The organism is Clostridium sp. B9 (assembly GCF_050509515.1).
In the GTDB taxonomy this organism is placed as follows: Bacteria; Bacillota; Clostridia; order Clostridiales; family Clostridiaceae; genus Sarcina.
The window spans coordinates 1-16,397 of sequence record NZ_JBNWKA010000003.1 but is presented as its reverse complement, the minus strand read 5'-3'; the positions used below and the strand labels follow the sequence as shown (position 1 = coordinate 16,397).

Here is a 16,397-nt window from a genome sequence, read left to right as displayed (position 1 = left end):
ACTAATATTTTATTATTGGTTTAAGAGGGGTGTTTTAAATGAACATAGGCGATACATTCAAAAAAATAATGGACTCAACATCTGAGATAGAAACTAACCTTGGTAATCCAATGGCATGCTTCCTTGAAAGACAAGAAAGAGAAGAAAAAGAGAAAAAAGCTCATTCTAATGAGATGAAAGCTAAGGGGAAAAATAAGTAGAATCTTTTAAGTAAAACTTATTCACATAAAAACTTAAATTATCAACAGATATTAAGAAAACTCTAATGTTTCTGTGTATAACATTAGAGTTCTTTCTTTATTCAAATGAGTACTAATTTCTATCTATATATCCATCTCTAATTTAATTTTTCAAAAGGTTTATGTTACCCTATATAGAAATATCTCTACTCTTATTTAAAAGTATTAATAGTTTTTTATATCTACAGGTTCACCTATTATCTCTCTTCCAATAAAAAGTGAACCTTTATCATCAGCTTTAATTATCCACTTAACCAAAGCTATTTTTCCATTTTCAATTTCAAGTGCTGTAACAGTTCTAGGCAAAACACAACATCCTATATTAAAATAAGTTGATTCATTTTTATCTTTAGGAAATAAAGTTTTATGAGTATGTCCTAAAATAACTCTAGTATTATTTTCTTCTGCCCAACTACTTATTTTCTCATCAAATTTATCCTGTTTATTATTACTTTTAGCAGGACTTATTGGATCTTTAAATCCCATAAAAGCTTCTAATATTGCCCAAACATATCTAACTAAGAACTTAGCCAAACCATCCAACTCATTATTTAGGAAATCTATTTGATGTCCATGTAAGGTGAAGAAATCTCTTCCACTTTCTTCATGAACAAAAACTAAGGATTCATATACCTCCAAAGTGCTATAAAAATCAGCTGCAGTATGGTTTAGTCTATTTCTTTTTTTATTTCTTCTTAAAAATCTTAATTTACTTTTATCTTTATCATGATTCCCATAAAGCATATATAATCTTTTTTTATTTTTAAATTCTTCTAAGACTTCATAAATATCATGATTCATATTATATATTTCTTGAATATCATTAAACTTCCATAATTCATCTCCATCACCTACTTCTACGTAAGTGAACTTATTCTTATAATAATATCTTAAAGCAGTAAGATAAATATTTATATTTGGAGCTAAACTATCTTTATAGGTTCCATCCCCTCTATGACAATCACTAAAAAATACAAGCTTAGAATCATTATTAAAAAGTATTCTCTTAGAACTATTCTTTAATTCATTTAATTTCTCAATCCTCATAATAACTCCATACAAAATTATTTATTATCATACTATGAGTCTATTATTACTATAGCTACATTCATAACCTATATATAAATTCAATCTTCTTTAAATTTATTACTATTAATACAAATAATGGTATAATATCGTATATAAGGAGGTGTCCAATGTATTCATTTATATATGTAATATTTATCATATGTGTGCTTTATATTTTATTAAAACTATTCTTAAAGAAAATATTAAAGGAAATTATATTTGAAATTATTGATGAAGATAATGAAAATTTAAAACTATTAATTAAGGAATGTCTTAGAGAACATGATTTTTCAAAAAGAAATAGTTTAAATAAGAATTTAACGGAATAATATTGTATCAATAAATTAAGATGTGAAATGCTTTTTTATTTTTCTACCTACTTAGTAGGTAGTTATTTTTCATTAAAAAATAAAAAAGCATCTAGTAAAACTAGATGCTTTTGGCGGAGAATCCGGGATTTGAACCCGGGCGCCGGTTGCCCGACCTACTCCCTTAGCAGGGGAGCCTCTTCAGCCACTTGAGTAATTCTCCACTTGTGGCGGAGAGAATGGGATTCGAACCCATGGTACGCTCACACGCACGCCGGTTTTCAAGACCGGTGCCTTAAACCAACTCGACCATCTCTCCATGTATCACACAAATATTATTATATCAGTTTTTTTTTATATGTCAACTACTTTTTTATAAAAAAAGATACTAAAATAATAAAAAATAGTATCTTTTTTTATTATGTAATCAAATTACTATAAATAGCCTTGAATCTCTTATTGTAAAGGTACCTTCATAAATAGTATCCAAGTGATTACCGTTAATACAAACCCTATTATATTTAATATTAATGGAAACTTTCCCTCATTATGTTTCTTAACTGCTATATACCCTGCTATCAACCCTGGAATTGCAAAAGGTAATCCTATTAAAAAGAAATATAAAGCTGCAAAAATACTACTCCACCCCATATATAAAGATAGTGTATATGCCATAGATTTCTTTTTCTTTTTTGCTTTAACTGGTCCTGATGATCCTTTCAAACTATCCCCTCCCAATAAAAATCATATATCTAAATTATACAATTTAATTTAAAAATAAACTTATATTATGTATAAACTTTATATTAACAAAATAACTCTAATATTTTATTTACCATAAAGAAGTGTAACTAAAATTCTCAATAAAGTAAATCAAAAGTTTTAATTTATATATTTTTTTATAAAAATAAAAGCATCTAGTTTTTACTAGATGCTTTTGGCGGAGAATCCGGGATTTGAACCCGGGCGCCGGTTGCCCGACCTACTCCCTTAGCAGGGGAGCCTCTTCAGCCACTTGAGTAATTCTCCATAATATCCCATTTTAAATTTGCGTAAAAAAAATGGCGGAGAGAATGGGATTCGAACCCATGGTACGCTCACACGCACGCCGGTTTTCAAGACCGGTGCCTTAAACCAACTCGACCATCTCTCCGCGGTACGTAAATTATTATATCAACGCTATTATTATATGTCAACACTTTTTTATAAAAAAATAAAAAAGCCCTACATAAAAATTTGTAAGCCTCTCTATATATAAATTATAAGATATTACCAACTATACACATTGTTTATAATCAATAATATCTTATAATGTCTAACTAAAATTTATCAGTATTAGAAGTCATCAAAATCATAGAATTCTTGATTTAGTTTATCAAACATTTCTTCATCTAACTCTTCTAACTCATTATTTAATTCTTTATCTAAATTTAAAATGATATCTTTCTCTTCTCTTAACATTGCAATTATTTTCTCTAATTCTTCTATTTCAAGCTCAATTTCGCTTGCTCCAACCATTCTATCATCTATATCTTTATTAAATTCTTCTGTCATATAATCTGGTCGTCTATATTCATAAGGTTCTAACTCATGATCTGGCCTCCATGGTTTACAAGATGGTTTGCAATCACATGGTGGCTTACAACATGGCTTACAATGTGGTTTACAATCACATTGTGGCTTGCAACAACACTTACAAGGCGGTTTGCAATCACATGGTGGCTTGCAACAACACTTACAAGGTGGTTTGCAATCACATGGTGGCTTGCAACATGGCTTACAAGGTGGTTTACAGTCACATGGTGGCTTACAACAACACTTACAAGGTGGTTTGCAATCACATGGTGGCTTGCAACATGGCTTACAAGGTGGTTTACAGTCACATGGTGGCTTACAACAACACTTACAAGGTGGTTTGCAATCACACGGTGGCTTACAACAACACTTACAAGGCGGTTTGCAATCACACGGTGGCTTACAACAACACTTACAAGGTGGTTTGCAATCACATGGTGGCTTGCAACATGGCTTACAAGGTGGTTTACAGTCACATTGTGGCTTGCAACATGGCTTACAAGGTGGTTTGCAATCACATGGTGGCTTGCAACATGGCTTACAAGGTGGTTTGCAATCACATTGTGGCTTACAACATGGCTTACAAGGTGGTTCGTAATCACATGGTGGCTTGCAACATGGCTTACAGCACTTACATTTTGAATCACACTCACAATTATCCCAATCATATCTATGTCTATATTTATCCAATTTAATACACCTCACTCAAATTTAAACCTAATTTATAATATGTTAAGCAATCATTTTGTGACACAATAAAATACATTTTTACATAATTTTATAAAAAAATAAATCCAAGAAAATTTTAATAAAACTTTCTTGGATTCATAAAACCAATTACCCTAAAATAAATTATTTATTTTTAGATATTATTTTAAAACATCACATCTCATATATGGTTTTAATTCTTCTGGTATAACTACTGAACCATCTTCTTGTTGATAGTTTTCTAAGATAGCAGCTACAGTTCTTCCAATAGCAACCCCTGATCCGTTTAATGTATGAACGAATTGAGGTTTTTCTTTTGGTGAATTTTTGAACTTGATGTTAGCTCTTCTAGCTTGGAAATCTTCAAAGTTTGAACAACTTGAAATCTCAACATATCTATTGTAGCTTGGCATCCAAACCTCTATATCATATTTTAATGCAGCTGTGAATCCTAAATCACCTTTGCATATTCTAACTATTCTATATGGTAATCCTAAGCCTTGTAATACTGACTCAGCATCTTGAACTAATTTATCTAATTCTTCATAACTATCTTCTGGTTTACAGAACTTAACTAACTCAACTTTGTTGAATTGATGTTGTCTTATAAGACCTCTTGTATCTCTACCAGCTGAACCTGCTTCTGCTCTGAAACAAGCACTATATGCAGCATGCTTTATAGGAAGTTTATCTCCATCTAAAGTCTCATTCTTATACATGTTAGTTACAGGAACCTCAGCTGTTGGTATTAAGAAGTATCCATTGTTTTCTACTTTGAAAGCATCCTCTTCAAACTTTGGAAGCTGACCAGTACCAGTCATACTATCTCTATTTGCCATGTATGGTGGTAAAACTTCGCTATATCCATTTTCAAATGTGTGCTTATCTAAGAAGTAGTTTATTATTGATCTCTCTAATCTAGCACCATTTCCTTTGTAAACAGTGAATCTTGAACCAGCTATTTTTCCACCTCTTTCGAAGTCTAAAATATCTAAATCAGTTCCTAAATCCCAGTGTGCTTTTGGCTCAAAGTTAAACTTAGTAGGCTCTCCCCATCTTTTTATTTCAACGTTATCCTCATCAGTTTCACCCTCTGGAACTGCTGGATTTGGTATATTAGGAATTCTTAGCATGATGTAGTTTATTTTATCATTTAATTCTGCTACTCTAGCGTCATCAGCTTTGATTTTATCTCCTATTTCTCTCATCTCAGCCATTACTTCTGTAACGTCTTCTCCAGCTTTTTTTCTCTTTGGAATTTCAGCTGAAACTTCATTTCTTTTCTTTTTTAAAGCCTCAACATCAACTAATATTTTTCTTCTTTCTTCGTCTAAAGCTATAACTTCATCTATAACTGTTACATCGAAATCTTCTCCTCTGTTAGTTAGGGCTTTTTTCACTTCTTCAGTGTTACTTCTTAATTTTTTTAAATCTAACATTTTCTATTCTCCTTTCAAAACTCAAACTTTATATTAATCATAATTTTAAGTAATTACTGTTTTAACTTAAACATTTTTATTTACTTAAATTGATATTTTAACACTACATATTTTTTAATATTAGTATGGAATCTATATACTTTTTCTAAAAAAGTATATAAAAAAGGAGCCTCTAATCCCTATAAAAAGGGACGAAAAGACTCCGCGTTGCCACCCTAATTGATAAAACCTAAAATAGATTTTATCCTCTTAAAAACTTTAACGGTTAATTCCGTACTGCTCATCACAGTCCCTCACAGGTGGATTCATGAAAACACTGTGTTAGTTCACACCAACCACTAACTCTCTGAAATCAATATATCTCATTACTAGCCTGCTCACAGGTTTAATATTAAATTAAACATATTATATAAAAAATATACTGTAATATATACTTTTTGTCAATTCTTAACTATCTTTTGGTAGATTTTTTGTGCAAACAATATCTACACCTGTATTCATTATATTCTTGCAGACTATATTTCCACTCTCCGTAGGGACCCCAACATATAATCTACTTAATACATTCGAAAATTCAATCCACTTAGAAATTTCAACTGGTTTGCTACTTTTTACAGGTACTACATTATACTTTTTAGAACCTCTAACTCTTACAACACTAGTGAATATATCCTTATGCATTAAAATCACCCCTTTTAAACACTATCAAATTCTTTAATTCTAGATGCTAAAACCTTAGAATTTTTTGAATCCTCAACAATCTCAGTTGGCTTTTTGTCTAGCTCTCTAGCTAATATATTTATAATTTTACTTATACAATAAGCTCCATGACAAGTTCCAAAAGTAGCTCCTGTTCTTCTCTTAACCCCCTCAACAGTTCTTGCACCTAGAGGACGTCTAATACAGTCTACAATCTCACCTTCACTTATATCATTGCATACACAAACCATTTTTCCGTATCTTTTATCTAAAGAAATAAGTTCATTTCTTTCATCATCTGAAAGCTCTCTAAATCTATAAAACTCTCTTCTTTTATCTATAAAGTTCTTATTTGAACTACAGTTTAATTTTTCTATTATCTCATCACATATTATTTTAGACACAGCAGGTGCTATAGTAACCTCACCATAGTGTTTTCCCATAACTTTTATATATCCTTTATTCTTTCTACTGTCATCTATAATCATTCTGTCTCTGCTATGATTATCATAGAAAATATCCTTAACATGCTTTCTACTTATACTATTTATCATTTCCTTAGCAAGCTTTAAAGATTTCATAAATCCTAAAGAATGATTTGCATTTATGCCTATTAATGTATCTCCATTAACAGTATTCTTTTGAATAATAAATTCCTCTTCATTCTTAAGCTTAACAACTATATTTGAAGTTTTCTCTTTTATTTCATCATTTAATAATAAATAATATGTCTTTAAAGCATTCTCTTGTTCATAGTCTTTATCTTGATCTATAGTATAATGTTCACCTGGAGTTGTATTTATAACAAATCTACAAGTAAATTTATTTTTATTCGTAGTTACTCTAAAGCCTTTTGCTATACCTTGAATATCTAAAACTATTTCCTCAAGTCTAAAGCTTACTCCATTATCATAAGCTATTTCAGCAAATCCAATAGCTAAATCATACGGGCTTGTAACAGCTATATTTTCTGAGTACATAGCTTTCTTTATTTCACCTTTATAATTAGGCTCTATTTCTCTTGCTCTCTCTTCATCAACTAGATAAATATTTTCTATTCCTCTAGATTTAGCTCTTTTATAATTCTCCTCAATAATTCTAACTGTCTCTTCATTATCAGCTATGGTTAAATGTCCTACCCTTTTAAATGGAACATTCAGCTTCTTAGTTATTTCAGGCAACATCATATTTCCCATGTTTTCTAAATAACTCATTAAATTATCCTTACATTCAGAACCATCATATATAATTGCTGTATTAACAAAGGAAACGTCATCTGCTATATCAAAATCTTTCTCTATAAGAGCTATATTTAAATTATATTTTGACAACTCATATGCAACAGAGCATCCTATGATTCCTCCACCTAATATCAACACATCATAATCCATATGTTTCACCCCTAGCTCTTAGATATATTCCACTAAAAATTATAACATAAATACCTATAACTAATGTAAATATAAAAAAATTTATAATTAAAGCAATAAAAAATAAGAGTAATTAAAATAATCATTAATTAGAAATTTTTATTTCTAAAACAAATATTTAAAAATTACTCTTAATTTAATATAAATTAAAAATTTATTTTGTTTCTATAATTATTAAAACAAATATTATTCTGTCTCTTTAGATAAATTATTTAAAATGTCTCCTAGCTTATTTATATATTCACCATAAGCTGCCCAGTCTCCATTTTTCTGAGCTTCCGTAGCTTTATTAAATAAGTCAGCAGCCTCCTTAACTCCGCCTGAAGGTATAATATCTGTCCCTTCATTTGTACTACCCTCTGAATCGGTTCCATCACCTTCTGAACTTGTATAATTAAATAACTTTTCTAATGCTTTCTCAACATTTTCTTCTATAACTATTTTATCTCCATTAGAAAGTATAACCCTCTTCATCTCTGGCATACTATTTTCTGAAGAAGCTTTTAAATAAATTGTATTTAAATATAATAGTGAGTCTTCTATTGGAACTATAATAATATCCCCATATATAACCTCAGAACCTTTACCAGCCCAAAGACTTATCTCCTTAGATATATTAGGATCCTGTTGTATTCTATTTTTAAATAGAATTGGACTGTATATCGTCCTTTGTGGAGGGAACTTGTACATAACTAAATCTCCATAGTTATCTCCATCCATTCTTGCTCCAAGAAGAGCTACCATACTTTGCTTACCTTTCATATTGAAGTAATCTAAAAGCATCATTTCAATATTTTCTTCACCTGGTAATTTAGTCATTAAGTATAATCCTTCATTAGAATTTTCATCAATAGACCCCTCTGTAGTATTAGTGAAAATGGAATCTCCATTTTTAACTTCCTCACTTGAAGCTTCTCCTCCATTTTTAACTATTTCTAAAGATCTATCCCATAAATCTTCTTCTGTAAATAATTTAATAGGATCATCTACATGATACTTAGTTAAAACCTTACTTTGTAGTTCAAATAAGTTTTGAGGATATCTAAAGTGTTCTTTTAACTCCTCTGGCATTTCACTTACAGACTTAAATAAACCTTTGTATATCTTTGAGTAACTCTGTATTATTGGGTCACTTTCATCAGCCACATAGAAATCTACATTTCCATTAAAAGCATCTACAACAACCTTAACAGAATTTCTTATATAGTTAATTCCATCATAAGGCTCTGAGAATGGATATTTATCAGAAGTTGTATAAGCATCTATCATCCAAACTAATCTTCCATCATGTATAACAACGTATGGATCATTATCATAAGTTAAGAAAGGTGCTATCTTCTGAACTCTCTCAGAAATGTTTCTATTTAAAATAATTCTACTTTCTGATGTTATTGAACTAGACATAAGAATTTTAGGACTCTTTTCATAAATACTAAATAAAACTCTGTTCAAAGGAGTCATTTTCATTCCACCAGTACCATTATAATTAAATGTATTTTCAGTATCACCCGTTGGATAATCAAATTCTCCATCTGTAGTATTTACAATAACATAGTCATTATCACCTTCACCAAAATAGATTCTAGGATTTTCTAAGCCTATATCGGTATTATTAACAGTTGGTATATCCTTCATAACAAAATCTGGTTGTCCAGCTTCTGTAACTGTATTAACTCTACTCATAGCCACTCCATATCCATGAGTATATCTAAGGTGCTTATTTTGCCATGTAGTCATAGCATCTCTATTTATCTCTCTTGGAGATATAAATATTTGAGTGTATTCACCATTTATATTATATCTATCAGTATCAGCATCATTAAACTCATAGTAATTCTTTATAAGCTGAACTTGCTGATAAAAACTTAATAATGGTTCAGTTGAATTAACCTTTAAATTTTCTATGATATCTTTATTCTTTTCTAAAGTATCAGCAGTTAAATCTTCATTTGGTTCCATTTCTTTAACTTCAATATTATCTACTCCAAATGCTTTCTTAGTAGCATCAATATTATAAGCTATATATGGCTTTTCTAGTTCCATTTCATTAGGTTTAACAACTACCTGTTGAGTAACAACTGCTATGATAGGCTCTAAAACTATTAAAACAGCTATAGCCGCTATAGAAATAATAATAGGTCTAAACTTAGATTTCAATATTGATACAAAAACTACTATAGAAGCTATTACGCAAGCCACAGCTATAACCTTATAAAATAAAAGTGTTATATTAACGTCTGTATAGCTAGCCCCATAAGCAACTCCTCTTGTACTATAAACAAGATTATAAGACTTTAATAAATAACCTATACCTATAAGTAATGATAAAATAGATGCTAAAACAGCCAACTGTTTACCAGCAAATTTCTTAATTCCATCCGTCTTACTATTAATACTTATAACATTATCACTTCTATGGAAACTATCTTTAAAACCAAGGGCTAAAAATATAAGTACTGTTATAATAGCTAAAATAACTATTAAAGAAATAGCAGCACTAAAAATAGATTGAATCAATGGAAGTTTAAAAACATAGAAAGATATGTCTTTATTAAATATAGGATCTACCTCTCCAAATGGTACTGAATTAGTAAATTGAAGAATCTTATACCATTGAGTAGCTGCTGTAGCTCCAGCACCTAAAATAGATACCCCTAAATTTAAAAGTATAAAATATTTTCTTAGAGATTTAAATTTAAATTCTCCAACTAAATTCTTAATACTATTTTTTAAAGTAAATAAATATATAGCTATAACAGAAAAATATACTATAAAAATAGGTATAAATAACTTACATACAGCTACTAACTTAGTGAAAAATACTTCTACATATCCTACTTCTTTAAACCATTGGATATCAATTATAAAATTAGTTGAAACAAATAAAATTACAACTAGAAGCAAGATACTTATAAGAACTATATTTAGTATCTTTTTTTTCAAAATTTCCCCTCCTTAAATTTTAAGTTTTATTTTTAAATTTTCTATATTAAAATAAAACTTATTTTAATATTTCATATATTAAATAAAAAAATATAACTAATTAGTTAAAAGTTTGATTTAATTCATATCATCAGCTTGCTTTAAAACTTCTAATAACATGTTTTTTTTAGTAACTGTGTAATGGTGATTTTCTATAGCTTCAATAAACTTTTCATTATATTCTTTTTCCCTTAAATACTTAAATGCTCTATTACCATGATTATAGTAAATATCAACCGCTTTTATATTTTGAAATTTACTTAATTTATTTTTTGATAACTTTTTTCCTAAAACTAAAAAAGATTTTGTTACTACATTTAAAGGATAGTCTAACTTACCTATATCATGTAATAAGCCAACTCTAGCAAATGAGTTTAATTCTTTATTTGACTCTATGCCTTTATCCTTTGCTAATTTAATACAATCCTTAGAAACCTTTATACAATGACTCTGTTCACTCTTTTTCAACCTTTTAAATAAATTAATTTCATAAGTATTTAAATATTTTTCTACATACTTATAATCCAAATCTTTAAAACTAGCCGAAATAGCCCATAAGAATTGCTTTATTCGATAAGTCATATGAGGATTTCACCTTCTATTCTTAAATTAAAGATATTAATATTGTAAATTATAACATATAAAGATAATATTTATATATTATCTTTCCGTAAATATATTTATCCACTACTTTTAGTTAATATGTAGATAATTTAATCAATTTCTGTGGATAAATTGTTTGTTTTTTTATTTTTATGTGGAAAACTTTTAGAATTATTATGATTATATAGAAATGTTACTTAATTTTAAGAAATAAAAAAACTCTAAACAAAAGTTTAGAGTTTATGGTGGAGATAAAGAGATTCGAACTCTTGACCCCCTGCGTGCAAGGCAGGTGCTCTCCCAACTGAGCTATACCCCCAAAAATGGTGGACCTTCAGGGACTCGAACCCCGGACCTACCGGTTATGAGCCGGTTGCTCTAACCAACTGAGCTAAAGATCCATGCTAACCTGGCGACCACCTACTCTCCCACACAGTCTCCCGTGCAGTACCATCGGCTTCTAAAGGCTTAACCGTCGTGTTCGGAATGGGAACGGGTGTTACCCTAGAGAACATCATCACCAGATGACATGATTATGTTATCAAATTTCTAAGAATTTGTCAACATATTTTTTGAAAGATTTTGTTCTTTCAAAATTGCACATAATCAAATTTAATTTACTATAATTTGGTCAAGCCCTCGATCTATTAGTATCGGTCAGCTGAACATGTTACCATGCTTACACCCCCGACCTATCAACCTTGTGTTCTTCAAGGGATCTTACTAGCTTACGCTATGGGAAATCTCATCTTGAGGTTGGCTTCACGCTTAGATGCTTTCAGCGTTTATCCATTCCCGACTTAGCTACCCAGCTGTGCTCCTGGCGGAACAACTGGTACACCAGAGGTCAGTCCATCCCGGTCCTCTCGTACTAAGGACAGCTCCTCTCAAATTTCCTACGCCCGCGACGGATAGGGACCGAACTGTCTCACGACGTTCTGAACCCAGCTCGCGTGCCGCTTTAATGGGCGAACAGCCCAACCCTTGGGACCTACTTCAGCCCCAGGATGCGACGAGCCGACATCGAGGTGCCAAACCTCCCCGTCGATGTGGACTCTTGGGGGAGATCAGCCTGTTATCCCCGAGGTAGCTTTTATCCGTTGAGCGATGGCCCTCCCACGAGGTACCACCGGATCACTAAGCCCGACTTTCGTCCCTGCTCCACTTGTGGGTGTCGCAGTCAGGCTCCCTTCTGCCTTTGCACTCTTCGAACGATTTCCGACCGTTCTGAGGGAACCTTTGGGCGCCTCCGTTACTTTTTAGGAGGCGACCGCCCCAGTCAAACTGCCCACCTAACAATGTCCTGTGACCAGATTCATGGCCGCCAGTTAGAATTTCAGTACTGTCAGGGTGGTATCCCAAGGATGACTCCACTAAGGCTGACGCCCTAGTTTCCTAGTCTCCCACCTATCCTGTACAGACAATACCAAAACTCAATGCTAAGCTACAGTAAAGCTCTACGGGGTCTTTCCGTCCAATCGCGGGTAGCGAGCATCTTCACTCGCACTACAACTTCGCCGGATTTACAGTTGAGACAGTGCCCAAGTCATTACGCCATTCGTGCGGGTCAGAACTTACCTGACAAGGAATTTCGCTACCTTAGGACCGTTATAGTTACGGCCGCCGTTTACTGGGGCTTAAGTTCATACCTTCGCTTGCGCTAAGTATTCCCCTTAACCTTCCAGCACCGGGCAGGCGTCAGCCCCTATACATCAGCTTACGCTTTAGCAGAGACCTGTGTTTTTGCTAAACAGTTGCTTGGGCCTATTCTCTGCGGCCTACTCTCGTAGGCACCCCTTCTCGCGAACTTACGGGGTCAATTTGCCGAGTTCCTTAACTGTAATTCTTCCGCCGGCCTTAGGATTCTCTCCTCACCTACCTGTGTCGGTTTGCGGTACGGGCACTACTTCTCTCTCTAGACGCTTTTCTTGGCAGTGTGGAATCATGTACTTCGGTTCCGTGGAACCTTCCCCATCACACCTCAGCATTATGAAAGCGGATTTGCCTACTTTCACTGCCTAAGTGCTTAGACTAGCATCCAATAGCTAGCACACACTATCCTCCTGCGTCACGCCATCGATAATAACGATGGTAGTGGTACTGGAATATCAACCAGTTGTCCATCACCTACGCCTTTCGGCCTCGGCTTAGGTCCCGACTAACCCTCAGCGGACGAACCTTCCTGAGGAAACCTTAGGTTTTCGGCCTGTGGGATTCTCACCCACATCTCGCTACTGATGCCAACATTCTCACTCGTAATCAGTCCACCGCTCCTTACGGTACGACTTCAGCCCGATTACGACGCTCTCCTACCGCTTGAATTAAATTCAAGCCCGTAGCTTCGGTGGTAAGTTTAGCCCCGTTACATTTTCGGCGCAAGATCTCTCGACTAGTGAGCTATTACGCACTCTTTTAATGAGTGGCTGCTTCTAAGCCAACATCCTAGTTGTCTTAGAAATCTCACATCCTTTCCCACTTAACTTACACTTTGGGACCTTAGCTGACGATCTGGGCTGTTTCCCTTTTGACTACGGATCTTATCATTCGCAGTCTGACTGCCGAGCTCATAGTATGTGGCATTCGGAGTTTGATAAGGTTCGGTAAGCGCTATGCCCCCTAGCCCATTCAGTGCTCTACCTCCACTACTCATACTCGACGCTAGCCCTAAAGCTATTTCGGAGAGAACCAGCTATCTCCGGGTTCGATTGGAATTTCTCCGCTATCCACAGCTCATCCCATGCTTTTTCAACAGCAACGTGGTTCGGTCCCTCCACGAGGTTTTACCCTCGCTTCAACCTGGCCATGGATAGGTCACCCGGTTTCGGGTCTACGGCATGCAACTAGTCGCCCTATTCAGACTCGGTTTCCCTTCGGCTCCGTACCTTAAGTACTTAACCTTGCTACATACCGTAACTCGTTGGCTCGTTCTACAAAAAGCACTTCATCACCCTCATAAGGGGCTTTGAACGGTTGTAGGCACACGGTTTCAGGTTCTATTTCACTCCCCTCCCGGGGTTCTTTTCACCTTTCCCTCACGGTACTGCTTCACTATCGGTCATCAGGTAGTATTTAGCCTTGGGAGGTGGTCCTCCCTGCTTCCCACAAGGTTTCACGTGTCTCGTGGTACTCTGGATCATAACTCGTGGTCTTCTCGTTTCACTTACAGGACTATTACCTTCTACGGTGGAGCTTTCCAGCTCTCTTCAGTTACAATAGCCTCCACTTTGATGCTATGTCCGCAACCCCGGAAACAAGTTTCCGGTTTGGGCTCTTTCCCTTTCGCTCGCCGCTACTAAGAAAATCGATTTTTCTTTCTCTTCCTCTAGGTACTTAGATGTTTCAGTTCCCTAGGTTACCCTCCATAAGCTATGTATTCACTTATGGATACATGGGGTTTCCCATGTGAGTTTCCTCATTCGGAAATCTTCGGATCTCAGACTATGTGCGTCTACCCGAAGCTTATCGCAGCTTATCACGTCCTTCATCGGCTCCTGATGCCAAGGCATTCACCATGCGCCCTTTGTAGCTTGACCTATATTAGTTATAGTTCTCATTTTACAAAGAATAGAAATTGGTTTGCCAATTTGGCTTTGTTGTTTTCTATAAATTAAATTATTATGTGCAATTTTCAAAGAACAATTTTGAGAGATAGTCTCTCAAAATTAAACAGAGATATTATCCAGATTCTTTTTATCATCTTAGTTATCCTAAGATGTATTCCTTAGAAAGGAGGTGATCCAGCCGCAGGTTCTCCTACGGCTACCTTGTTACGACTTCACCCCAATCGCTGACCCTACCTTCGGCCGCTGCCTCGCTTACGCGTTAGCTCACGGACTTCGGGTATTGCCAACTCTCATGGTGTGACGGGCGGTGTGTACAAGACCCGGGAACGTATTCACCGCGACATTCTGATTCGCGATTACTAGTAACTCCAGCTTCATGTAGGCGAGTTTCAGCCTACAATCCGAACTGAGACTGGTTTTAAAGTTTGGCTCCACCTCGCGGTATTGCATCTCTCTGTACCAGCCATTGTAGCACGTGTGTAGCCCTACACATAAGGGGCATGATGATTTGACGTCATCCCCACCTTCCTCCTGGTTAACCCAGGCAGTCTCGCTAGAGTCCTCAACTTAATGGTAGTAACTAACGACAAGGGTTGCGCTCGTTGCGGGACTTAACCCAACATCTCACGACACGAGCTGACGACAACCATGCACCACCTGTCACCTTGTCCCCGAAGGGATTTCCTCGATTAAGAGTAATGCAAGGGATGTCAAGTGTAGGTAAGGTTCTTCGCGTTGCTTCGAATTAAACCACATGCTCCGCTACTTGTGCGGGGCCCCGTCAATTCCTTTGAGTTTTAATCTTGCGACCGTACTCCCCAGGCGGAATACTTAATGCGTTAGCGGCGGCACGGAGGTGTTGAAACCCCCACACCTAGTATTCATCGTTTACGGCGTGGACTACCAGGGTATCTAATCCTGTTTGCTCCCCACGCTTTCGAGCCTCAGCGTCAGTTACAGTCCAGAGAGTCGCCTTCGCCACTGGTGTTCTTCCTAATCTCTACGCATTTCACCGCTACACTAGGAATTCCACTCTCCTCTCCTGCACTCTAGACAACCAGTTTGGAATGCAGCACCCAGGTTGAGCCCGGGTATTTCACATCCCACTTAATTGTCCGCCTACGCTCCCTTTACGCCCAGTAAATCCGGATAACGCTTGCCACCTACGTATTACCGCGGCTGCTGGCACGTAGTTAGCCGTGGCTTCCTCCTTGGGTACCGTCATTATCTTCCCCAAAGACAGAGCTTTACGATCCGAAAACCTTCATCACTCACGCGGCGTTGCTGCATCAGGGTTTCCCCCATTGTGCAATATTCCCCACTGCTGCCTCCCGTAGGAGTCTGGGCCGTGTCTCAGTCCCAATGTGGCCGATCACCCTCTCAGGTCGGCTACGCATCGTCGCCTTGGTAGGCCGTTACCCCACCAACTAGCTAATGCGCCGCGGGTCCATCTCATAGCGGATTGCTCCTTTGATTGAGTGATGATGCCATCTCTCAATGTTATGCGGTATTAATCTTCCTTTCGAAAGGCTATTCCACTCTATGAGGCAGGTTACCCACGTGTTACTCACCCGTCCGCCGCTAATCCGTTTCCCGAAGGAAACTTCATCGCTCGACTTGCATGTGTTAAGCACGCCGCCAGCGTTCATCCTGAGCCAGGATCAAACTCTCAATTTAAAAGTTTAATCTATACTCATATTACTTGTTAAAAGAATTGCTGGTTTATGTTAATATCTTCTGTTTAATTTTCAAAGACCATTTCTTCGTCGCCCTCAAGCGACTT

The 16,397-nt window shown here is 35.4% G+C and carries 10 protein-coding genes, 6 tRNA genes, 3 rRNA genes and 1 other annotated feature; of the genes, 2 read left to right on the top strand and 17 right to left on the bottom strand.

All coding sequences use genetic code 11. The annotated features are described in order from the left end of the window. Positions 1–38: 38 nt before the first annotated feature. A complete protein-coding gene (locus ACQZHJ_RS00155) occupies positions 39–200 on the top strand; it encodes a hypothetical protein (RefSeq protein WP_430483557.1) in 162 nt (53 codons plus the stop codon). Between the two features lie 204 nt (positions 201–404). Here the strand turns inward: ACQZHJ_RS00155 and ACQZHJ_RS00150 are convergent, their stop codons facing one another. Further along, positions 405–1,286 carry a metallophosphoesterase gene (locus ACQZHJ_RS00150; protein WP_430483556.1) on the bottom strand — a complete coding sequence of 294 codons (882 nt, stop codon included), beginning with the start codon at positions 1,284–1,286 and terminating at the stop codon, positions 405–407. Positions 1,287–1,435: 149 nt separating this feature from the next. On the opposite strand from ACQZHJ_RS00150, the gene ACQZHJ_RS00145 reads away from it, so the two are divergent. Further along, the gene (locus ACQZHJ_RS00145; protein WP_430483555.1) at positions 1,436–1,636 is read left to right on the top strand and encodes a hypothetical protein; all 201 of its coding nucleotides are present in this window, start codon (positions 1,436–1,438) and stop codon (positions 1,634–1,636) included. A gap of 111 nt (positions 1,637–1,747) precedes the next feature. On the opposite strand, the gene ACQZHJ_RS00140 is transcribed toward ACQZHJ_RS00145, so the two are convergent. The 16 genes from ACQZHJ_RS00140 to ACQZHJ_RS00065 form a co-directional block, all read right to left on the bottom strand. Beyond that, positions 1,748–1,838 (bottom strand) — tRNA-Ser (locus ACQZHJ_RS00140). A 5-nt stretch (positions 1,839–1,843) separates the two neighbouring features. Then, positions 1,844–1,934: transfer RNA gene (locus ACQZHJ_RS00135), tRNA-Ser, on the bottom strand. Positions 1,935–2,071: 137 nt separating this feature from the next. Then, the gene (locus ACQZHJ_RS00130) at positions 2,072–2,338 is read right to left on the bottom strand and encodes a hypothetical protein (protein ID WP_430483554.1); all 267 of its coding nucleotides are present in this window, start codon (positions 2,336–2,338) and stop codon (positions 2,072–2,074) included. A 215-nt stretch (positions 2,339–2,553) separates the two neighbouring features. Then, positions 2,554–2,644: transfer RNA gene (locus tag ACQZHJ_RS00125), tRNA-Ser, on the bottom strand. A gap of 33 nt (positions 2,645–2,677) precedes the next feature. Beyond that, positions 2,678–2,768: transfer RNA gene (locus ACQZHJ_RS00120), tRNA-Ser, on the bottom strand. A gap of 182 nt (positions 2,769–2,950) precedes the next feature. Then, entirely contained in the window at positions 2,951–3,880 is a 930-nt protein-coding gene (locus tag ACQZHJ_RS00115; protein ID WP_430483553.1) for a hypothetical protein, read from the bottom strand. Between the two features lie 179 nt (positions 3,881–4,059). Beyond that, on the bottom strand, positions 4,060–5,337 hold the full coding sequence (gene serS, locus ACQZHJ_RS00110) for a serine--tRNA ligase (protein ID WP_430483552.1): 1,278 nt from the start codon (positions 5,335–5,337) through the stop codon (positions 4,060–4,062). Positions 5,338–5,521: 184 nt separating this feature from the next. Then, positions 5,522–5,727, bottom strand: a binding site (T-box leader). 57 nt (positions 5,728–5,784) lie between these two features. Next, positions 5,785–6,018 carry a DUF1667 domain-containing protein gene (locus ACQZHJ_RS00105; protein ID WP_430483551.1) on the bottom strand — a complete coding sequence of 78 codons (234 nt, stop codon included), beginning with the start codon at positions 6,016–6,018 and terminating at the stop codon, positions 5,785–5,787. A 14-nt stretch (positions 6,019–6,032) separates the two neighbouring features. Then, the gene (locus ACQZHJ_RS00100) at positions 6,033–7,427 is read right to left on the bottom strand and encodes an NAD(P)/FAD-dependent oxidoreductase (protein ID WP_430483550.1); all 1,395 of its coding nucleotides are present in this window, start codon (positions 7,425–7,427) and stop codon (positions 6,033–6,035) included. A 225-nt stretch (positions 7,428–7,652) separates the two neighbouring features. Continuing rightward, the gene (locus ACQZHJ_RS00095; RefSeq protein ID WP_430483549.1) at positions 7,653–10,409 is read right to left on the bottom strand and encodes a UPF0182 family protein; all 2,757 of its coding nucleotides are present in this window, start codon (positions 10,407–10,409) and stop codon (positions 7,653–7,655) included. 117 nt (positions 10,410–10,526) lie between these two features. Beyond that, positions 10,527–11,030 (bottom strand): HDIG domain-containing metalloprotein, encoded by a 504-nt coding sequence (locus tag ACQZHJ_RS00090; protein WP_430483548.1) that lies wholly within the window; start codon positions 11,028–11,030, stop codon positions 10,527–10,529. Positions 11,031–11,294: 264 nt separating this feature from the next. Next, a tRNA-Ala gene (locus ACQZHJ_RS00085) sits at positions 11,295–11,370 on the bottom strand. Between the two features lie 5 nt (positions 11,371–11,375). Continuing rightward, positions 11,376–11,452 (bottom strand) — tRNA-Ile (locus ACQZHJ_RS00080). Between the two features lie 6 nt (positions 11,453–11,458). Further along, positions 11,459–11,576, bottom strand: a 5S ribosomal RNA gene (rrf, locus tag ACQZHJ_RS00075). Between the two features lie 102 nt (positions 11,577–11,678). Then, positions 11,679–14,584, bottom strand: a 23S ribosomal RNA gene (locus ACQZHJ_RS00070). Between the two features lie 192 nt (positions 14,585–14,776). Further along, positions 14,777–16,291 (bottom strand): 16S ribosomal RNA (locus ACQZHJ_RS00065). Together the 16S, 23S and 5S rRNA genes with 2 tRNA genes alongside form the textbook arrangement of a ribosomal RNA operon. Positions 16,292–16,397: the final 106 nt, after the last annotated feature.